This is a genomic window from Enterococcus sp. DIV0167 (assembly GCF_050541555.1).
In the GTDB taxonomy this organism is placed as follows: Bacteria; Bacillota; Bacilli; order Lactobacillales; family Enterococcaceae; genus Enterococcus; species Enterococcus faecalis.
In genome coordinates this window covers 1,929,533-1,949,422 of record NZ_CP172933.1, presented here as the reverse complement: position 1 = coordinate 1,949,422, position 19,890 = coordinate 1,929,533, and the positions used below count along the sequence as shown (strand labels likewise).

The window sequence follows — 19,890 nt, the reverse complement described above, 5'->3', positions numbered from 1 at the left end:
CGTTAACTGGTGTTTCACGATTGTGTCTTGGTTTAACACACCTTGTTCCTGTTAGATTAGCGTGTTAAAATGACTTGTAGAACAAAGATTGGAGCGCAATAAATGAGTGCATTACAAGAATTATTAAAAGATACATTTGGCTATGATGATTTTCGGCCAGGACAAGAAACGATTATTCGTCATGTATTGCGACAAGAAAATGTCTTAGGCATTATGCCAACAGGTGGAGGCAAATCGATTTGTTATCAGTTGCCAGCCTTACTTCTGGATAATTTAACATTGGTGATTTCACCATTAATTTCTTTAATGAAAGATCAAGTAGATGCCCTGAATTTAATGGGGATTCCAGCTACATATATCAATAGTACCATTTCCTATCAAGAAATGAATCATCGTATTCAATTAGCAGTTAACAAAGAAGTCAAGCTATTGTATGTTGCGCCAGAGCGATTAGAATCTTATGATTTTCAACAGATGCTGACACATGTACCGATTGATTTATTGGCAGTAGATGAGGCACACTGTATTTCACAATGGGGGCATGATTTTCGTCCAAGCTATTTGCGTTTAGCAGAGATTATCGATCAATTTCAACAACAACCAACCGTGATTGCACTAACAGCTACAGCAACGCCACAAGTAGCGGAGGATATTGTCAAGCAATTAAGAATTCCATCAGAAAATGAAATCAAAACAGGATTCGCTCGAGAAAATCTATCTTTTCAAGTCGTGAAAGATCAAAACAGAGACGTTTTTCTTTTGGAATATTTAAAGATGAATACTGGGCAATCAGGTATTATTTATGCAAGCACGCGGAAGGAAGTTGAACGAATTTATCATTTATTAGAGAATAAAAAAATTGCGGCTGGGATGTATCATGGGGGCATGAGTGAACAGTTACGTAGTGAAAATCAAGAAGCATTCTTGTATGATCAAGTGCAAGTGATGGTAGCAACAAATGCCTTTGGTATGGGGATTAATAAGAGTAATGTTCGTTTTGTCATTCACGCACAAGTACCAGGGAATATTGAATCTTATTATCAAGAAGCCGGCCGAGCTGGTCGTGACGGTCTGCCTAGTGATGCTGTGTTAATGTTTGCTCCACAAGACTTGCAAATTCAACAATACTTTATTGAACAATCTGAAATGACCATTGATTATAAGCAGAAAGAGTACTTGAAATTACGGGAAATGTCACAATATGCGAATGCACAAATGTGTTTACAAAAATATATTTTACGCTATTTTGGTGAAGAAGGGACGGACTGCGGTCGCTGCTCGAATTGTCTGGATAATCGAGAATTAGTCGATATTACGGTCGATGCCCAAAAAGTCTTGTCTTGTGTAAAACGTATGGGAGAACGTTTCGGTAAGGGCTTAGTTGGTAAAGTCTTGACTGGCTCAAAAGATCAAAAAATTGATCAATGGCATTTTGATCGTTTGCCAACATACGGACTAATGAAAGGTCGCACGCAAAAAGAAGTCACACAGCTGATTGATTATTTGACAGCAGAACGTTATTTAATTCCTTCTGATGGGCAATTTCCGTTGTTATCAGTCTCGACAGAAGGTGTTCAGGTGCTTTTAGGGGAACGGAAAGTCTTCCGAAAAGAAGACCAAAAAGTTCGAAAAGTAGCAGTGGATGATGCCTTGTTTGAACGATTACGCGAATTACGTATGGACATGGCTCAAGAGGCAGGCGTGCCGCCATATGTAGTCTTTTCCGATAGTACACTTAAAGAAATGTGTGAAAAATTACCGCAAACAACGATTCAATTATTGCAAATAAAAGGGGTCGGCCAAAATAAATTAGATAAATATGGCACCGCCTTTTTAGAAGTAATTAAAGAATATCAAGAGACGGAAAAATGATATAGTTTGTTATTTTATTTAAAATTAAAAGCAGAAAATAAGAAAAAATTCTTTTAATGTATTTGTTGTTGTATTGATAAAATAAGCTTGTTATATAAAGAGATTTCTTACTTAATATATCGCTTGGTTTTAGAAAATTTCTTAAAGGAAATTTTCTGAAATCATCATGTATCTAACTGAGAATTATGTTATAATTATTTAATTAAGATAGGGAGGTTCTGTACAAATGGACGAAGGAATTTCAAAGAAATTTGCCATTCAATTATTAGAAGACGATGCAGAACGCATTAAAATGCTTATTCGTAATCAAAAAAACAGTTTGTGCATTTCTCAATGTAAAGCATTTGAAGAAGTGGTGGATACACAAATGTATGGTTTTTCAAGACAAGTGACCTATGCGACCCGTTTGGGGATTTTAACTAATGATGAAGGACATCGCTTACTAAGTGATTTAGAACGCGAATTGAATCAATTATATACAGATGTTTATGAAGAAACACAAGAAAAAAACGAGATTGGCAAGGAGGGTTAAGCTTTGCCAAACAAAGTAAAGAAACGGCATTTGCTAGACTATAGTATTTTTATTCCATATTTAATTTTAAGTATCGTGGGATTGATTATGGTATATAGTTCCACATCCGCATTACAAGTAATGAAAGGTTTTTCACCTACGTCATTCGTTATTAACCAGGTTGCCTTTTGGGTAGTAGGGTTAGTTGCAATGTTTTTTATTTATAAGATGAAAACATCCGTTTTCCAGAATCGAAGTTTTATCATGTTTGCCATTGCAGTAATTACGGTTATGGTTTTAGCCGTTCGGATTCCTGGTATCGGGAAAGAAATTAATGGCGCACGTGGTTGGATTGAGATTGGTGGATTTTCGATGCAACCAGCTGAGTATTTAAAAATTATGGTTGTCTGGTATCTGTCTTATATTTTAGCACGGCGACAAAAGACAATTAATGGAGGCATGGATCAATTTAAACAAGCTGCCGGGCGCCCGTTGATGCTCGTTTTTGTATTAATTGCTCTAGTTGCAATCCAGCCTGACTTCGGGAATGCGGCCATTCTAACATTAATTACCATCGTGATGGTTTTAGCAAGTGGGATTAATTATATGTATACCTACTTGGTCGGTGGCTTGGGCATTTTAGGTAGTATCACGGCTATTCAGTTATTAATTATGTCTAAAGGAAAAATTTTCCCAGCGCGTTACCAATATATTTATAATCGTTTTGCTGTTTTTAAAAATCCATTTTTAGATGAACGGAACTTAGGCCATCAGTTAGCTAATTCTTATTATGCAATCAGTAATGGCGGCTGGTTTGGCAAAGGTCTAGGGAATAGTGTTCAGAAAAAAGGCTTTTTACCAGAAGCACATACGGACTTTATCTTTGCGATTACTTTAGAAGAGTTAGGCATTATCGGCGGTCTAGCGATTTTAGGATTGTTGATGTTTATGATTGCGCGAATTATTTTAGTTGGTGTACGCTCGAAGAAACCTTTTAATTCACTAATGTGTATTGGAATTGGTACAATGTTATTAATTCAAGTCTTTATTAATGTTGGTGGGATTACTGGGATTATTCCATTAACAGGAATTACTTTCCCGTTCTTGAGTCAAGGTGGGAATAGTTTGCTGATTATTTCGATTGCTGTGGCCTTTGTCCTGAATATCAGTGCAGATGAAACACGTCAGAAATTAGAAAATGAGTACTATTTATCTTTAGAACAGAACCGATAAATTTGAAGGAAATTGATGGTAGGAGTGACGTTATGAAAAAGGTATTAGTTGCCAATCGTGGCGAAATTGCGATTCGAATTTTTAGAGCTTGTACAGAATTAGATATCCGTACAGTAGCGATTTATGCTGCAGAAGATGAGTATTCTGTTCATCGTTTCAAAGCAGATGAAGCGTATTTAGTTGGTAAAGGGAAAAAACCAATTGAAGCCTATTTAGACATTGAAAATATTATCCAAATTGCCAAAAAATCGGGAGCAGATGCCATTCATCCTGGTTATGGCTTTTTATCTGAGAACTTGCACTTCGCCGAACGTTGTGAAGAAGAAGAAATCATTTTTGTTGGACCTAAAACACACCATTTAGATATTTTTGGCGATAAAATTAAAGCGAAAGAAGCAGCTGTAGCTGCGGGGATTGCTTCGATTCCAGGCTCAGATGGGCCAGTAGCAACGGTGGAAGAGGTCGTAGCCTTTGGTGAAACGCATGGCTTTCCTATCATGATTAAAGCTGCTTTAGGTGGCGGCGGTCGCGGGATGCGGGTTGCCCACGATGCCAAGGAAGCACGAGAAGGTTACGAAAGAGCAAAAAGTGAAGCGAAAGCAGCCTTTGGTTCTGACGAGGTTTATGTTGAAAAGTATATTTCTAATCCTAAACATATCGAAGTACAAATTTTAGGCGATCATCATGGGAATGTCTTGCATTTATTTGAACGTGATTGTTCCGTTCAACGGCGCCACCAAAAAGTGGTAGAAGTCGCACCGTGTGTATCAATGAATGAAGAACAACGAGCAGCCATTTGTTCGGCTGCTGTGCAGTTAATGGCGCATGTCGGCTACGTGAATGCGGGAACGGTTGAGTTTTTAGTAGAAGGGGATCAGTTTTATTTTATTGAAGTGAATCCGCGTGTTCAGGTAGAACATACTATCACAGAAATGATTACAGATATTGATATTGTGATCTCTCAATTACAAATTGCGCAAGGGCTTGATTTGCATAAAGATATGCATTTGCCAAAACAAAACGAATTGACATTAAAAGGCGCGGCTATTCAATGTCGGATTACGACTGAAGATCCCCTGAACCAGTTTATGCCAGATACAGGGAAAATTGATACGTATCGTTCACCAGGTGGGTTTGGTGTGCGTTTAGATGTAGGGAATGCTTATTCTGGCTACGCTGTGACGCCTTACTTTGATTCTTTATTGGTTAAAGTCTGTACGCATGGTTTCTCTTTTGAACAGGCAATCAGTAAAATGCAACGCTGCTTAAAAGAATTTCGGATTCGTGGCGTGAAAACAAATATTCCGTTTTTACAAAATGTTGTGAGCTATCCAGCGTTTCAATCTGGGGAAGCCAAAACAACCTTTATTGATAATACACCTGAATTATTTGAATTTCCTCGTATGCGCGATCGTGGCAATAAAACGATGAAATACATTGGAGAAGTAACGGTCAATGGGTTCCCTGGCATTGAACGAACGGAGAAAAAATATTTTGAAGCTCCGCGCGTGCCGACAGATGTTGAAGTTCCAGAAAAAGTGATCACAGCTAAAAATATTCTAGACGCTCAAGGAGCAACCGCCGTCATCGATTGGGTTAAGAATCAAGAAAGTGTGTTAATGACAGATACCACGTTCCGTGATGCGCACCAAAGTTTATTAGCTACTCGTGTGAGAACACAAGATTTTAAAGCAATTGCTGGTCTAACTGATGCAGCCCTGCCTGAGCTGTTTTCTAGTGAAATGTGGGGTGGCGCTACGTTCGATGTTGCCTATCGCTTCTTAACCGAAGACCCATGGCAACGTTTAAGAAAAATTCGTCAGTTGATGCCAAACACACTTTTACAAATGCTGTTCAGAGGATCTAATGCGGTAGGCTATCAAAATTATCCTGATAATGTTATTGAAGAATTTATTAAAGAATCCGCTCGCCAAGGAGTCGATGTTTTCCGAATTTTTGATAGCTTAAACTGGATTCCTCAAATGGAAAAAAGTATTCAAGTCGTTCGGGATACCGGAAAAATTGCGGAAGCAGCAATTTGTTATACTGGGGACATCAATGATCCAGCCCGAGCAAAATATAATGTTCAATATTACCTTGATATGGCTAAAGAATTGGAAAATTTAGGTGCACAAATCATTGCGATTAAAGATATGGCTGGCTTATTGAAACCACAAGCTGCTTATCGTTTAATTAGTGAATTAAAGGCAGCCACGGATTTACCAATCCATCTCCATACCCACGATACTAGTGGCAATGGGATCATCACTTATTCAGCAGCCACTAAAGCAGGCGTTGATATTGTTGACGTCGCAATGAGTGCGATGAGTGGCGCAACTAGCCAGCCAAGTATGAACAGTCTATATTATGCTTTAGTCAATGGTGAACGGACGCCAACTATTAACATTGATAATGCACAGAAAATCAATCATTATTGGGAAGATGTGCGCATGTATTATCAACCATTTGAAAATGGGTTAAATGCCCCGCAAACAGAAGTCTATATGCATGAAATGCCTGGTGGTCAATACTCTAATCTGCAGCAGCAAGCAAAAGCGGTAGGCTTAGGGCACCGTTGGGATGAAATCAAAAAAATGTATCACACAGTGAATTTGATGTTTGGTGATATTGTAAAAGTGACACCATCTTCAAAAGTCGTGGGAGACATGGCACTCTTCATGGTTCAAAATCATCTGACAGAACAAGATGTTTATGCGCGTGGCGAAGAACTAAGTTTTCCTGAATCCGTTGTGACTTTTTTCCAAGGTGATTTAGGTCAACCAGTTGGTGGGTTCCCGAAAGAGCTCCAACGAATTATTCTAAAAGGTCGACCAGCCTTCACAGAGCGGCCAGGTGACTTAGCAGCACCTGTTGATTTTGCAAAAGTACAAGAAGAATTAGCCGAAAAAATTGGGTATCAACCTAAATTGGAAGAAGTTTTAAGTTATTTAATGTATCCACAAGTATTTTTAGAGTATCGTCAAAAATACGAAACCTTTGGAGATATAACCTTATTAGATACGCCAACATTCTTTAATGGTATTCGTCAAGGAGAGACATTGGAAGTTCAAATTGAACGAGGAAAAACGTTAATTATTCGTTTAGATGAAATTGGCGAACCTGATATTGACGGAAACCGTGTCTTGTTCTTCAATTTGAATGGGCAACGTCGTGAGGTTTTAGTTAAAGATGCCTCCATTAAGTCTGCTGTTCAAGTAAAACAAAAGGCGGAACCAACTAATAAAGAACAAATCGGCGCAACGATGTCTGGTTCTGTTCTACAAGTATTGGTCAAACGTGGCGATAAAGTAGAAAAAGGTCAGCCGTTGCTGATTACAGAAGCCATGAAAATGGAAACGACTATCGAAGCACGTTTTGCGGGCACGGTAGATCACATTTATGTTGAAGAAGGCGAAGCAATCAGCTCAGGTGATTTGTTATTAGAAGTGAAAGAAAAATAAGATGAGAGGGGAAAAAATGAAGCGATTTTGGGCCTTTACTGCTGTTTTTTTAACAGTTCTACTCATCGGATATTTAGAGCCAGTTTTTTTCCCTGCTGAAAAACCAACCGAAACAGCTCAAAGTGGGCGCTTATCCAGCGCTCACACCGCTGTTCCTCATGAAGAATTGCCAGCTTCTGGCTACGCAGCATACATAGGGAAAGATGTGGAAACCTTTATCCGCCAGTTTGGCAATCCTAAAGAAAAAATTAAAACAGGTCGTACGTATGAATTATGGACGTTCGGTTTGACGATGAATGATTACTTAGAAGTCAACGTTCGAGAAAATAAAGTCATCGCAATTAAGGCCTTTAACAATGACAAAATGATAGAACCGTTTAAAATAGATATGAAGCTTGCTGACTTGTCTGATTTAATGACGATTTATTCGAATTTTGCATTTAATTTTCATCATGAAGCTTACGATGTCGAGCTGATGGAAGAAGATATGAACTATCGACCACTGGTTGCTTTTGATAATGGCAGTTTTGCGGTGTTATTTTTTAATCAGCGGACGGGCGGTTTAATGGCAGTTAATTATGTCAATAAAGAAACGTTGCTCACGGAAATGCCGTATCAATTAAATGAAGGTTCTCCTTTGCCAGTTGATATAACGCAGTCAATGACCTTCGATCCTGTTCAAAGTAACCAAGCGATTTATGTCATGAATCTGGTTAAACAGCAAGAAAATCAAGCTGCTTTTTCAGTTTCCACACAAAGTCAAAAAGATGCCCAAACATTGTATCAAACGCTGGCTAACCATACATCAACAATTTTGTCGGCAAATCGACAAGCAGAATTGTTACAAACGAGAGAGGAACATACAGCCATTCATCCCTTTCATTTGACTAAGGACGAATTTTCTTTATTAGTTAAAACGAGCAAACTTTCGTTGAGAGAACCAGCAGGTATTTTCCAAGAACCTGTTTATGATAGTACCTTTACTATTTTGTCATGGTTTTCGGACCCGCAATATGATAGCTATTTTGCTGAGTCAGAAACGACAGAATTGGGCGTTGCCTTTTCCAATGAAGGTGTGTTAGTCTTATTAGAGAAACGACCAGAAAATAGGCAAATCACGGAGAGTAGTGAAAAGTTATGATTGTAACAGAACATTTATTTGCAATTGAAGATCAAACAGAATGCTTAATTTCAGCACTTTTAGAAAGTGATGCTGTTCAAAACTATAAAGAAACAAAAAAAGCCATGTATGCTTCAAGGGAAGTTGCTCAGTTACAAAAAGCATTTTTAGAAGCTAAGTCAGCTTTTGAACGAGTAGAAGCTTATGGAATTCATGCACCCGATTTTCGGGAGAAACAACGAGCCCTACGTAAAGCGAAGCGGGCGCTTGATTTAAATGAAATCGTTGCAAATTATCGTTTTGCTGAGACAAACGTTCAAACGTTGCTAGATACAATTGGTTTAAAGATTGCGCAACTAATTTCTGAAGATATTAAAGTAGATGCTGGAAATCCTTTCTTTGAACGAGGAAAGAAACATTCAGGTTGTGGAGGAAGCTGCCATGCAAGCTAAAGAAGAAAAAGAATTTACGCTTCAAGAGCGTCGTTGCCTAATTGTTTGGGTATACACATTAAAACCGTTAAAACAGTTACGCCGATATGGACTGATTCACTATGTTTCACGAAAAATGAAATATGTGGTGATTTACATGAATGAAGAAAATATTGAAAGTAACATGGAAAAAATTAATCAGTTACATTTTGTTCGTAGTGTCGATAAATCGTATCGACCAGATGTCGAAATGAATTTTGCTGAAAAAATTGGTACCAAAGCGGCTTATCAAGAACAAGAAGACGATGGCTATGTAGTAGAGGAATTATCTACAGAGATTCGCTTAGCAGAGAATGTCTGATGTAAAAGAGTGAGAAATGTTATGAGAAATTTCAAACATTTTTCACTCTTTTTGTTATAATGAATTATAAAAGAATGATTGATAAAGGAGTCGAAACAATGCGTGTTATTTCTGGAGAATATGGTGGACGACGCTTGAAAGCGTTAGATGGCGACAATACTAGGCCCACAACAGATAAAGTAAAAGAATCTATTTTTAATATGATTGGTCCATATTTCGACGGTGGAATGGCGCTGGATTTATATTCAGGAAGTGGCGGGTTAGCGATTGAAGCCGTTTCTCGTGGAATGGACAAAAGTATTTGTATTGAAAAGAATTTTGCTGCACTAAAAGTAATTAAAGAAAATATTGCGATTACAAAAGAACCAGAAAAATTTGAAGTTAGAAAAATGGATGCTAATCGTGCCTTAGAACAGTTTTATGAAGAGAAGCTACAGTTTGATTTGGTCTTATTGGATCCGCCCTATGCCAAACAAGAAATTGTTTCACAATTAGAAAAGATGTTAGAACGGCAGTTATTAACAAACGAAGCCGTTATCGTTTGTGAAACAGATAAAACTGTCAAATTACCGGAAACGATTGGTACACTAGAAAAAACAAGAGAAACCGTTTACGGAATCACTCAAGTAACGATTTATCGTCAGGAGGCGTAAGATGCGTAAAATTGCTCTATTTCCCGGAAGTTTTGATCCGATGACAAATGGTCATTTAAATTTGATTGAACGCAGTGCGAAGTTATTTGACGAAGTCATCATTGGCGTTTTTATAAATACAAGTAAGCAAACATTATTTACGCCAGAAGAGAAAAAATATTTAATTGAAGAAGCAACTAAAGAAATGCCAAATGTGCGTGTTATTATGCAAGAAACCCAGTTAACTGTGGAAAGTGCAAAATCATTAGGGGCTAATTTTTTGATTCGTGGCATTAGAAACGTCAAAGACTACGAGTACGAGAAAGACATTGCTAAAATGAATCAACATCTGGCGCCAGAAATTGAAACGGTTTTTCTATTAGCAGAAGAACCATATGCACATGTAAGCTCCAGTTTACTAAAAGAAGTTTTACGTTTTGGAGGCGATGTGTCTGACTATCTTCCTCCCAATATTTATCATGCGTTAAAACAAAAGAAGAATGACTGGAGCTAAAATAATGAATAAAAAAACAGAAAAATTTTCGTTTAAATCACTCATTCCAATGGTATTGGCATTGCTGCTAATTGGTTTGTTTATCGTCCCAATTCCTTATTATATTGAAGGACCAGGAACGACAGAAAATTTAAAAGAGTTTGTAACTGTTGATGGGAAAAAAGATACGCAGTCTGGTGCTTTTTATTTAACAACGGTGGGCATTCGTTCGGCCACTATTTTTTCTGCCATAAAAGCAAACTTTTCGGATTTTCAAGAAGTTATGTCTAAAAAAGAATTAATGGGAGATAGTAGTAATAGCGAATATAATCGAATTCAACAATACTATATGGATTCCTCAAAAAACGCCGCAATTGAGCAAGCCTTAAAATTAGCGAAGGTTCCATATGAGATGAAATTTAAAGGCGTCTATGTGTTAGCGATGGAAGACAACTCAAGTTTTAAAGGAAAAATTGAAGTTGGCGATACCGTGACAGGCGTGGATGGCAAATCTTTTAAAAGCAGTGAAGAATTAATGAACTACATTAAAGCACAAAAAGTGAATCAAAAAGTCACTGTTCAATTTACTCAAGATGGCAAAGCAAAAGAAGCGACTGGCAAATTAATTGAATTGCCAACAGATAAAAAAGCGGGGATTGGTATTGGTTTGACCGATCATACAGAAATTGATTCTTCTATCCCAGTATCTATTGAAGCGGGTGATATTGGTGGGCCATCGGCTGGTTTAATGTTTACTTTGCAGACCTATGAACAATTAAGTCATAAAGATTTACGTAAAGGTCATGAAATTGCTGGAACAGGTACGATGAACAGTCAAGGAATCGTTGGTAGAATCGGAGGCATTGACAAAAAAGTTGTAACTGCCAGTGAGAACGGCGCAGAAATTTTCTTTGCACCCGATGATGAAATAACTTCAGAAATGAAAAAAGTTGAGCCAAAAATCAAATCGAATTATCAAGAAGCACAAGAAGCTGCGAAAAAAATTGGGACAAAAATGAAAATTGTCCCAGTAAAAACGGTTCAAGATGCCTTGAACTATCTAGAGAAATTAAAATAAAAGTACGCCTGGACCAAAAATTACTAGTGATTTTTGGTCCAGGCGCATTTTTTTTGTTAAAAAATGCGTAATTATATTTTGAAGGGAGGACAAACGATGGATTGGTTGAAACAGTTACCCAAAAAGTGGCTATTGCTAGGTAGTGGCGCGTCTATAGTTATTTTGATAACTCTATTAGTGGGCATTTATTTGATGGTTAATAAGGAGCCACGAGTAGACACCACAATGTGGGAGGAGACAAGTCTGACCACTACGGCAGAGGCCACCACAGATGCCACAAAAGAAAGGGCAGAAACAATGATCTATGTTGATATTAAAGGCGCAGTGAAAGTACCAGGAATCTACCAACTAAAAAATCAGCAGCGGATTTGGGATGCTTTAGCTTTAGCTGGAGGCGTGAGCGAGGAAGCTGATACTGCCCAGGTCAATTACGCTCAAAAAGTAAAAGATCAAATGATTATTTACGTGCCCAAAAAAGGAGAACCAGTGGCACAGTCATTAGAAACGCTGCAGGAATCAGCATCTGCTCAGCAAAATCAGGAGGAAAAGATCAACCTTAATACGGCAACAGAAGCAGAGCTACAAACGATTTCAGGAATCGGTGCGAAAAAAGCACAAGAGATTATTCGTTTTCGTGACGAACAAGGACCGTTTAAAACCGTCGAGGAACTGAAAAATGTTCCCGGTATTGGAGAGAAAACAGTAGAACGTTTAAAAGACATGTTGACAGTGACTGGCTAACTTTTAACAGAAAATTCCTGAGAATTCTTGACTATGGGATGCGGATAACATACTATTTGTAATAAGATTAAATGATTTGGCAAATCGAACACAGGAGTCATTAAAAATAAAGGAGGTTTATTATGGAACGAATTCCATGGGACCAATATTTTATGGGACAAAGCGTCTTATTATCATTAAGAAGTACTTGCACACGGTTAACTGTCGGAGCAACCATTGTTCGCGACAAACGAATTATTGCAGGAGGTTATAATGGTTCAGTCAGTGGCGGAACGCATTGTATTGATGAAGGATGCTATGTTGTTGATAATCATTGCGTTCGAACAATCCACGCAGAAATGAATGCAATTTTACAATGTGCGAAGTTTGGCGTCCCTACAGAAGGGGCAGAAATTTATGTGACACATTTCCCTTGCCTGCAATGTACAAAGATGATTTTACAAGCAGGGATTAAAAAGATTTATTATTTAAAGGATTACCGTAATGATAAGTATGCCCTAAATTTAATTGAACAAGTAGGCGCCACGGTTGAAAAAGTGACTTTAGTACCAAAATATTTTGCCGAATTACAATGGGGAGAAGAATTTGCCACACTTGAGGACAATCCTTCCTCAGCTGAGGAATAATTGGTTCTTCATAGCTCTGCTGACTAGTTGTGGGCTGTGGTGTTTTTTCGCACCTAGTCTATTAGGAGCTCTTCTTCTTTCTATCACTGTTATCCGTATTGTCTGTACAAAAAGTTTTCCTGTTATATTGGGAGGTTTTTTGTGCAGTTTTTTAATAGTAGGGGGCATATTGATTTTCCAGTGGTTAAAGCCAGTCTCTTTGTTGCCTAAAGAAGTCCGCTTGTCAGGACAGCTAACGATATTGCCAGATGAAATACAAGTCGATGGTGATCAAGTAAAATTTCCTGCCAATTGGATCGTAAAAGGCAAAAGGCAGAAAGTGATGGTATTTTATCAATTAAAAAGTGTGAAAGAAAAACAGCAATGGCAACAACTAACCACAACCATTCAGGCAACCGCTGTAGGTATTTTAGACTCGCCCCAAGGTCAAACCAACAAAAATGGCTTCAATTATCAACTATTTTTAAAGAATCAAGGAATCGAAGCTATTTTATTCATTGAGGAGATAGGACAACAGCGTTCCTTTTTTTCTTGGCGGTTTAAAGAAATCATTAGCGGCTGGCGGAAGTGGGCGATGGTACATATTCAGAAAAATTTTGCTGAGACTAGTGCAATGTATATGAATGCGTTGCTCTTAGGTTTTCGTAATGAAGAATTTGCTGAAATAAGCGATAAATTTTCAGCATTAGGCATTTTGCATCTTTTTAGTTTGTCAGGGATGCATGTTTCTTTTTTCCTTCGTTTATTTCGCTTGCTAATGCTAAGAATTGCTCGCCGAACGCAAGAAAGTTATTTTTTGTGGCAATGCGCTTTTTCACTGATATATGCTGGTTTAACAGGATTCTCAGTCAGTGTCATGCGGGCGCTTTTACAAACAAACCTCAATACGTTCAATCGACGGTTTAATTGGCAGGTTCCGGCCCTCGATTGTTGGAGTTTAACTCTCTTAGTGCACTTGATTGTTCAGCCAACCCTCTTTTTTTCAGTCGGCGGTCAATTTAGTTATTTACTTTCCTTTGTTCTGCTGTTTTTAGAGCAAACATTGGTTGGTTATTCTTCGCCTTTCATTAAAAATTGTTTAGGCTCTTTCCTATTGGCTGTGGCTTCCTTACCTATTTTAGTCCAATCATTTTATGAATGGCCCTTGTTAGGAAGTTTCTTAACATTTCTCTTGTTACCAATTTTTGAACGGTTCTTGTTACCGCTTTTGACGTTGAGCTTTTTTCTAGTGATTATTATGCCAGCACGTTATTTAGCAGCCTTGCTCGAACCACTATTTTTAACAATGAATGGCTTATTTGAGTGGGTGCTAGTTCACTTAAATCCGAAGCTGACCATCGGCTATTTAAATTCTTGGATACAAATTAGTTTGTTATTACTAATCGGACTTTCAATGATTTATTTAGCAGACAAGTCTAAAAAAATTTTTTTCTCAATCGGACTACTAATTGTTTTGATAAATAGTAAATACCTTTCGCCAATTGGCATTGTTGCAATGATCGATGTAGGCCAAGGGGATAGTTTGTTTATCCAAGCGCCTTTTCACAGAAAAAATACACTGATCGATACAGGTGGTCGGTTGTCTTTTGACAAAGAAGCTTGGCGGCAACGGAAAAATAGTCGATCAGGAGCGGAATATTCAGTGATTCCTTTTCTCAAAAGTCAAGGAGTCAAACGTTTAGATGAAGTGATCATCACACACGCACATGAAGACCATTTTGGCGATTTATTAGCCATTGCGCAGAAGGTTCCAATTTCTGTTCTTTATTTCCCTAAAGGAGCAGCTGAAGCCAATTTTTCGTTTCGCCAAGTCTTGAAACAACTCCAAAAAAGCGGAACAGACTGTCGGCCAATTTTAGCGCCCAAGCGAATTAATGGGCCCATTTCTCTTCAAATTTTATCGCCCAATAAGAGCAGTATTGGGGGCAATAATGACTCGATAGTGTTTTCCACACAATTAGGCGGACGGCATTTTTTATTTACTGGTGACTTGGAAGCCGAAGGAGAAGAACAAGTGTTGGCTCGCTATCCCCAGTTGAAAATCGACATCTTGAAAGTCGGTCATCATGGTAGTAAAACGTCGTCTACTAAAAGATTTATCAAACAGCTTAATCCGCGAGAAGCATTGATTTCAGCTGGACTGAATAATCGTTTTAAACATCCTCATCAGGAGACATTAGCGACGCTGGAGGAGCAAAAAATAAATTATTATCGGACCGATCTTCAAGGAATGATTTATTATCAATGGTTACCTTGGCAAGGGCTTTCTAAAGCCAAATTTGTTAAAGAACAAGACTAGTATTTCCAGAAGTAACATGATAGGATAAACAAGAGAAACGAGAAAAGGAGCGAGCCAATGGAGTTACAAAAAGCTTTGAAAGAAGTGCGAGAGCAAAAAATCGCTCCAGTGTATTTATTAATAGGAACAGAACTTTATTTAACTGAATTATTTAAAACAACATTGATGAAAGAATTGTTGACGGAAGAGGATGATCAATTTAACTTTTTCTCATTTGATATGGAGGAAACACCTTTAAGTGCAGCGATTGCTGAAGCGGAAACAATTCCGTTTTTTGGTGATTATCGCCTTGTCTTTGTGGAAAATCCTTACTTTTTAACTGCCGAAAGAAAAACAAACGGTGTGGAACATGATGTCAATCTTTTATTGAATTATTTGGAAAGTCCATCACCAACAACTGTTCTTGTTTTTATGGCCTCTTATGAAAAATTAGATGAACGAAAAAAAATTACCAAAGCATTGAAAAAAAATGCCACAGTAGTTGATGTCAATCCAATGGATGAAAAGGCTATTCGTCAGTACATTTCTCAAACGATTGAGAGCGAAGGGTACACTATTCGCTCCGATGCTTTTGATTTATTACTTCAATTGACAGACTTGAACTTATCAAAAATTATGGGAGAATTACAGAAGCTGTATTTATATGCCCTTGAGACGAAGACAATTACACGAGGTGCGGTTCAAGAATTAGTCCCTAAGTCTTTGGAACATAATGTTTTTGACTTAACCAACGAAGTACTTTCTGGAAACAGTGAAAAAGCTGTTCAATTGTATGAAGATTTACTTTTACAAGGAGAAGAAACCATTAAGTTAAATGCAATCTTATTGAATCAGATTCGCCTTTTTCTGCAAACAAAAATTTTGGCTAAGATGGGCTATCAACAAGCGAATATCGCTGATACATTAAAGGTTCATCCTTATCGAGTCAAGTTAGCGTTACAACAAGTCCGACGATTTGAATTGTCTCGATTAGAAAGACTTTATGATGAATTAGTTGAAAATGATTACCGCATGAAAACAGGACAAATGGATAAAGAATTACTATTCCAATTATTTATTTTAAAATTGACTGCACAAGCAAAATAAGAAAATGCCAGAGGCAATCGTCATACAACGATTGTCTCTGGCACTTTCTTATTATTTAGCTCCTAATAGTTCTTCTTTTCCGTGAACAAGCTGTGTCAACATGGCACAGAAAGGTGTTGCTACGTTGTATTTTTGTCCTTTGCGCCAAACGGCACCATTAATGTAATCAATTTCTGTGAGACGATGATTTTTAATTAAATCTTGATACATAGACGGATAGTGCAAGCCAATACCGTTTGGATCATAAGTTTGAGCAATATGTGTATAGACTTCTGCTTGATCTAAATGAATGGCTTCTTTTTCTGCGACTGCTGCAAATTCACTGATTAATGTTTTAACAAGGGATTCACTAACAGGTAATGCACCAAATTCGGCAATATTACAATCAAGGATTGTACACAAACCATTTAGCGTGCCATTGACACAGGCTTTCCGCCAAATAGAGTAGCGAACATTGCTACTATAGCTTGGATTTAAACCAGCTTGTTGGAAGACATCAACGACTTCTAAAGCAAATTCTTTACCAGAAGGATCAATATTTTCTAATTCAATTTCGCCATCACCTAAAAGTTTAACACGTCCCGGTCCTTCTAAACCAGCTGTCCACATGGTAATGCCAACCAAGATGTTTTCTTTTGGTACATATTTTTCTAGTACATCTTCATGACCTAAGCCATTTAATAAACATAGTACATACGTTTTTTCAGTAATCATTGGTTGAATCGCTTTAAACATTGCATCTAATTGTTGTGCTTTGGTTAAAGCAATAATTAAATCTACTTGTTCATTTTGATGGTCAATTTCTTCTGGTGAGAAGATTGGTAGTTTTGCGACAACTTCTTCTCCATTAAAATCAGCGATTAAACCATGTTCACGAATGGCTTCAATGTGCGCGGGCCATTGATCGATTAAAGTTACATCATTTCCGCCTTGATGCAACATAATTCCTAAACGGCTGCCCATAGCGCCGGCACCAGCAATTGCAATTTTCATGTGTATCCATCTCCTTAAAAGTTCTTTAACCGTTATTATTATACAGCAACTTTCCTAAAAATGAATAAATGGGACTTGCAAATTTGTTATTTTTTAAATGTTTCCTAAAAAGTAAGGATTGCATCAAATGGTAAAGTAAGCTAAAGTAAAGCGTGGAAAAGTTTATAAATGAAAGTAGAGGAATCGTTAATGACGAAAGAAAAATTTTGTCGAGAATCACGAGTGATTCAAACACATCGTGTATTTCCCTTTGATTTAAATCCCTTTGGTGCACTATTTGGTGGGAAATTAATGTCTTTAATTGATGACGCCGCATCCATTTCCGTTTCACGACATTGTCGGAGAGGGGCAGTTACAGCATCTTTAGATAACTTGAATTTTTTAAAACCTTTAAAAGAAAATCACTCAGTGTGTGTTGAAACGTTTGTTTCTGGTGTGCATCATAAATCGATGGAAGTATTTGTTAAAGTTGTAGGAGAAGATTTAACAACTGGAGAGCGTTATTTAGCGGCGACTTGTTTTACAACTTTTGTAGCCATTCCGTCTCATATGAATCCCGAAAGTGACTTCCAATTAGCGGCAGTCGTCCCAGAAACTGCAGAAGAAAAGTTGATTTGTTCCAATTATGAAACGAGAAGACAACAACGTTTAGCTTTGCGAGAAGAGACTAAATTATTTAGTCAACATCTCACAACAGATTTACCGTGGATTGATTCACCTTTATAAAAAAATGTCCGAGTCTTTGTGAAAACAGACTTGGACATTTTTTGATGAAAAAAGAAGCTAACATGAATGCTAACTTCTATCTCACATTATTTAGCTAATTTGCTTAAACGAATTTTATCGCGGTTAGCTTTGTTTTTATGGATTAAACCTTTAGTTGCAGCCATATCAACAGCTTTAACAGCTTCGTTGTATAAAGCATCGACGTTATCAGCTCCAGCAGCTACAGCTTCTTCAAATTTCTTGATTGCTGTACGCATTGCGTTTGTTTGAGATGAATTTTTCGCATTCGCATTAGCACTTGTACGTACGCGTTTGATTGCAGATTCGATATTTGGCATTTGTTTCACCTCCGATGATTTAGGTTTTACACTGGTCAGCCAATGTAATTCAACAGTAATCATTATACCTAATCCATTGTTCCATTGCAATAAAAGACGACAAGTTTTTTTCCTTAACAGACAATTTCAAGAAAAAAATAAGAAAATTTGCCAGAGCCTTAAGAAAAAAGCATACATTTTTTTTAAAACATGCTATGATAAAATAGATAAATGAAAAATGGTGGTGTCTTTGTGAGTATTGCATTATTGGTAACGATTACTTTGGTAATGGGTGTAATTTTTGTTAACGGTTGGACGGATGCGCCGAACGCAATTGCAACCGCTGTCTCGACTCGGGTGTTAAAACCGAATGTCGCAATTTGGATGGCTGTTGTGATGAACTTTTTAGGTGCATTAGTCATGACCTTTTTTAATGCCCAAGTAGCTGAAACGATTAGCAACATTGTTAGTTTTGACGCAAATGGAAACGCTTCACAGGTGGCTTTGGCTGCTTCGCTTTTTTCAATTGTGGTTTGGGCAGTTGCTGCGTGGTATTTTGGTATTCCCACAAGTGAAAGCCATGCGTTAATTGCCGGCTTGACTGGTTCGGCAATGGCATTAGGTGGTTTGGGTGCAGTCAATGGCTCGGAATGGATCAAAGTGCTTGTTGGTCTAGTTGTTTCTACCGTTATGGGCTTTGGCGGCGGTTATTTGATTGCCAAACTTGTTGTGAAAGCTTTCTCGGCTGTGCCTAGAAGAAAAGCCAACAAATTTTTTACAGTTGGACAAGCCTTTGGTGCAGGAGCTAATGCTTTTTTACATGGTGCGCAAGATGGGCAAAAATTTATGGGCGTGTTCATGTTAGTGCTTTTTTATAATAATTTAGTCGAAAAAACAGGTGGCGGTTTTGTGATTCCGTTATGGGTTATGGTTCTGTGTTCCATTACAATGGGCATTGGAACTTCTGTGGGCGGCATGAGAATCATTAAATCAGTCGGGATGGATATGGTAAAACTTGAACGCTATCAAGGCTTCACTGCAGATTTAAGCACGGCTATTTGTTTATTTTTAGCATCGGCTTTTGGGATTCCAGTTTCAACTACTCATACAAAAACAACAGCGATTATGGGAGTAGGTGCTTCTAAGCGAATCTCAAGTGTTGACTGGCGTATCGTGAAAGAAATGCTGATAGCATGGATTTTAACTTTCCCAGGATGTGGGCTGATCGCTTATGTGATGTCAAAATTATTTATTGCAATTTTTTAAGGAGAGAAAAACATGGCACGTAAAAAACAATTTGATTATTTTGGAGAATTAAACCAGTTAGCAACAAATGCTTATGAAGCGGCAAAGGTTTTGCAAGAAATTGTAGACAATTATTCATTAGAAAACTTAGTAAAAAAATCAGAAGTGATTCATCAATTGGAAAAAGAGAATGATGAAATTGTTCGCAAAATTTTAAATGAACTCTATATTTCCTTTATTACGCCGATTGATCGAGAAGATATTGTCGATATTACGGATCACTTAGATAACATTATCGATAGCATTAATAGTTTGTCTTATTTACTTGATCATTTAGTTGTCGAAGAAATGATTGCGCCCGCGCTAGAATTAACTGCTTATATTGTTAAAGCGACAGAAGGCGTTAAATCAGCAACGAAGGAATTTGCAAAATTTAAGAATTCCAAAACGTTAGTTTCATTGATTGATGAAGTGAATACGATTGAATCTCAAGGCGATAAATTATACAGTAGCGCCATGAAAGATTTGATGACTAACGAAAAAGATTTATTAAAAGTTATCAAGTGGAAAGATGTTTATGATCAGCTTGAGCGCACGATTAATGATTGTGAATCAGCTGTTAATATTATTGTCGGAATTGTCATCAAAAATACGTAAAGAAAAGA

General features: G+C 37.5%; 19 protein-coding genes. 17 read left to right on the top strand and 2 right to left on the bottom strand.

Annotated features, from left to right (window positions below; genetic code table 11):
- Positions 1-102 precede the first annotated feature (102 nt).
- The 14 genes from recQ to holA all read left to right on the top strand — a co-directional run bounded on the left by recQ (position 103) and on the right by holA (position 15,944).
- Positions 103-1,872 (top strand): DNA helicase RecQ, encoded by a 1,770-nt coding sequence (recQ, locus tag IGM09_RS09305; protein WP_033625090.1) that lies wholly within the window; start codon positions 103-105, stop codon positions 1,870-1,872.
- Positions 1,873-2,098: 226 nt separating this feature from the next.
- The gene (locus IGM09_RS09300; RefSeq protein ID WP_002356684.1) at positions 2,099-2,404 is read left to right on the top strand and encodes a YlaN family protein; all 306 of its coding nucleotides are present in this window, start codon (positions 2,099-2,101) and stop codon (positions 2,402-2,404) included.
- Positions 2,405-2,407: 3 nt separating this feature from the next.
- Positions 2,408-3,616 (top strand): FtsW/RodA/SpoVE family cell cycle protein, encoded by a 1,209-nt coding sequence (locus IGM09_RS09295; protein ID WP_010715381.1) that lies wholly within the window; start codon positions 2,408-2,410, stop codon positions 3,614-3,616.
- Positions 3,617-3,648: 32 nt separating this feature from the next.
- Entirely contained in the window at positions 3,649-7,077 is a 3,429-nt protein-coding gene (locus tag IGM09_RS09290) for a pyruvate carboxylase (protein WP_113826065.1), read from the top strand.
- A 16-nt stretch (positions 7,078-7,093) separates the two neighbouring features.
- Positions 7,094-8,218, top strand: coding sequence for a CAP-associated domain-containing protein (locus IGM09_RS09285; RefSeq protein WP_002364455.1), 1,125 nt, complete (start codon positions 7,094-7,096; stop codon positions 8,216-8,218).
- Positions 8,215-8,649, top strand: a complete 435-nt coding sequence (locus tag IGM09_RS09280) for a YlbF family regulator (RefSeq protein ID WP_033625088.1) — start codon at positions 8,215-8,217, stop codon at positions 8,647-8,649. Before IGM09_RS09285 ends, IGM09_RS09280 begins: the two co-directional genes overlap by 4 nt.
- Complete coding sequence (locus IGM09_RS09275) at positions 8,639-8,989, top strand: YlbG family protein (protein WP_002359714.1); 351 nt, start codon at positions 8,639-8,641, stop codon at positions 8,987-8,989. Before IGM09_RS09280 ends, IGM09_RS09275 begins: the two co-directional genes overlap by 11 nt.
- 59 nt (positions 8,990-9,048) lie before the next feature.
- Entirely contained in the window at positions 9,049-9,642 is a 594-nt protein-coding gene (rsmD, locus tag IGM09_RS09270; RefSeq protein WP_002414371.1) for a 16S rRNA (guanine(966)-N(2))-methyltransferase RsmD, read from the top strand.
- Position 9,643: 1 nt separating this feature from the next.
- Positions 9,644-10,135, top strand: a complete 492-nt coding sequence (gene coaD, locus IGM09_RS09265; protein WP_002356693.1) for a pantetheine-phosphate adenylyltransferase — start codon at positions 9,644-9,646, stop codon at positions 10,133-10,135.
- Entirely contained in the window at positions 10,122-11,192 is a 1,071-nt protein-coding gene (locus IGM09_RS09260; protein ID WP_002399203.1) for a SepM family pheromone-processing serine protease, read from the top strand. Before coaD ends, IGM09_RS09260 begins: the two co-directional genes overlap by 14 nt.
- A 63-nt stretch (positions 11,193-11,255) precedes the next feature.
- Positions 11,256-11,933 (top strand): helix-hairpin-helix domain-containing protein, encoded by a 678-nt coding sequence (locus IGM09_RS09255; RefSeq protein ID WP_025190568.1) that lies wholly within the window; start codon positions 11,256-11,258, stop codon positions 11,931-11,933.
- Between the two features lie 122 nt (positions 11,934-12,055).
- Positions 12,056-12,559 (top strand): ComE operon protein 2, encoded by a 504-nt coding sequence (locus IGM09_RS09250; RefSeq protein ID WP_010823854.1) that lies wholly within the window; start codon positions 12,056-12,058, stop codon positions 12,557-12,559.
- A 34-nt stretch (positions 12,560-12,593) separates the two neighbouring features.
- Complete coding sequence (locus tag IGM09_RS09245) at positions 12,594-14,858, top strand: DNA internalization-related competence protein ComEC/Rec2 (protein ID WP_162782969.1); 2,265 nt, start codon at positions 12,594-12,596, stop codon at positions 14,856-14,858.
- A 57-nt stretch (positions 14,859-14,915) separates the two neighbouring features.
- The gene (holA, locus tag IGM09_RS09240) at positions 14,916-15,944 is read left to right on the top strand and encodes a DNA polymerase III subunit delta (RefSeq protein WP_002362655.1); all 1,029 of its coding nucleotides are present in this window, start codon (positions 14,916-14,918) and stop codon (positions 15,942-15,944) included.
- Between the two features lie 51 nt (positions 15,945-15,995).
- Here holA and IGM09_RS09235 read toward each other — a convergent pair whose 3' ends face one another.
- On the bottom strand, positions 15,996-16,937 hold the full coding sequence (locus IGM09_RS09235) for a 2-dehydropantoate 2-reductase (protein WP_002382740.1): 942 nt from the start codon (positions 16,935-16,937) through the stop codon (positions 15,996-15,998).
- Positions 16,938-17,105: 168 nt separating this feature from the next.
- Between IGM09_RS09235 and IGM09_RS09230 the strand changes: the two genes are divergently transcribed.
- The gene (locus IGM09_RS09230; RefSeq protein WP_002382741.1) at positions 17,106-17,663 is read left to right on the top strand and encodes an acyl-CoA thioesterase; all 558 of its coding nucleotides are present in this window, start codon (positions 17,106-17,108) and stop codon (positions 17,661-17,663) included.
- Positions 17,664-17,749: 86 nt separating this feature from the next.
- Here IGM09_RS09230 and rpsT read toward each other — a convergent pair whose 3' ends face one another.
- Positions 17,750-18,001, bottom strand: coding sequence for a 30S ribosomal protein S20 (gene rpsT / locus IGM09_RS09225; protein ID WP_002356703.1), 252 nt, complete (start codon positions 17,999-18,001; stop codon positions 17,750-17,752).
- A 210-nt stretch (positions 18,002-18,211) separates the two neighbouring features.
- On the opposite strand from rpsT, the gene IGM09_RS09220 reads away from it, so the two are divergent.
- Together IGM09_RS09220 and IGM09_RS09215 are read left to right on the top strand one after the other, a co-directional pair.
- Positions 18,212-19,246 carry an inorganic phosphate transporter gene (locus tag IGM09_RS09220; RefSeq protein WP_002356704.1) on the top strand — a complete coding sequence of 345 codons (1,035 nt, stop codon included), beginning with the start codon at positions 18,212-18,214 and terminating at the stop codon, positions 19,244-19,246.
- A 12-nt stretch (positions 19,247-19,258) separates the two neighbouring features.
- Positions 19,259-19,882 carry a DUF47 domain-containing protein gene (locus tag IGM09_RS09215; protein WP_002400859.1) on the top strand — a complete coding sequence of 208 codons (624 nt, stop codon included), beginning with the start codon at positions 19,259-19,261 and terminating at the stop codon, positions 19,880-19,882.
- Positions 19,883-19,890: the final 8 nt, after the last annotated feature.

Bases quoted from the DNA above. Each gene is read 5' to 3' on its own strand.
- recQ (WP_033625090.1), top strand. From the start codon at position 103: ATGAGTGCATTACAAGAATTATTAAAAGATACATTTGGCTATGATGAT.
- IGM09_RS09300 (WP_002356684.1), top strand. From the start codon at position 2,099: ATGGACGAAGGAATTTCAAAGAAATTTGCCATTCAATTATTAGAAGAC.
- IGM09_RS09290 (WP_113826065.1), top strand. From the start codon at position 3,649: ATGAAAAAGGTATTAGTTGCCAATCGTGGCGAAATTGCGATTCGAATT.
- IGM09_RS09285 (WP_002364455.1), top strand. From the start codon at position 7,094: ATGAAGCGATTTTGGGCCTTTACTGCTGTTTTTTTAACAGTTCTACTC.
- IGM09_RS09280 (WP_033625088.1), top strand. From the start codon at position 8,215: ATGATTGTAACAGAACATTTATTTGCAATTGAAGATCAAACAGAATGC.
- IGM09_RS09275 (WP_002359714.1), top strand. From the start codon at position 8,639: ATGCAAGCTAAAGAAGAAAAAGAATTTACGCTTCAAGAGCGTCGTTGC.
- rsmD (WP_002414371.1), top strand. From the start codon at position 9,049: ATGAATTATAAAAGAATGATTGATAAAGGAGTCGAAACAATGCGTGTT.
- coaD (WP_002356693.1), top strand. From the start codon at position 9,644: ATGCGTAAAATTGCTCTATTTCCCGGAAGTTTTGATCCGATGACAAAT.
- IGM09_RS09260 (WP_002399203.1), top strand. From the start codon at position 10,122: ATGACTGGAGCTAAAATAATGAATAAAAAAACAGAAAAATTTTCGTTT.
- IGM09_RS09255 (WP_025190568.1), top strand. From the start codon at position 11,256: ATGCGTAATTATATTTTGAAGGGAGGACAAACGATGGATTGGTTGAAA.
- IGM09_RS09250 (WP_010823854.1), top strand. From the start codon at position 12,056: ATGGAACGAATTCCATGGGACCAATATTTTATGGGACAAAGCGTCTTA.
- holA (WP_002362655.1), top strand. From the start codon at position 14,916: ATGGAGTTACAAAAAGCTTTGAAAGAAGTGCGAGAGCAAAAAATCGCT.
- IGM09_RS09235 (WP_002382740.1), bottom strand. From the start codon at position 16,937: ATGAAAATTGCAATTGCTGGTGCCGGCGCTATGGGCAGCCGTTTAGGA.
- IGM09_RS09230 (WP_002382741.1), top strand. From the start codon at position 17,106: ATGAAAGTAGAGGAATCGTTAATGACGAAAGAAAAATTTTGTCGAGAA.
- rpsT (WP_002356703.1), bottom strand. From the start codon at position 18,001: ATGCCAAATATCGAATCTGCAATCAAACGCGTACGTACAAGTGCTAAT.
- IGM09_RS09220 (WP_002356704.1), top strand. From the start codon at position 18,212: ATGAAAAATGGTGGTGTCTTTGTGAGTATTGCATTATTGGTAACGATT.
- IGM09_RS09215 (WP_002400859.1), top strand. From the start codon at position 19,259: ATGGCACGTAAAAAACAATTTGATTATTTTGGAGAATTAAACCAGTTA.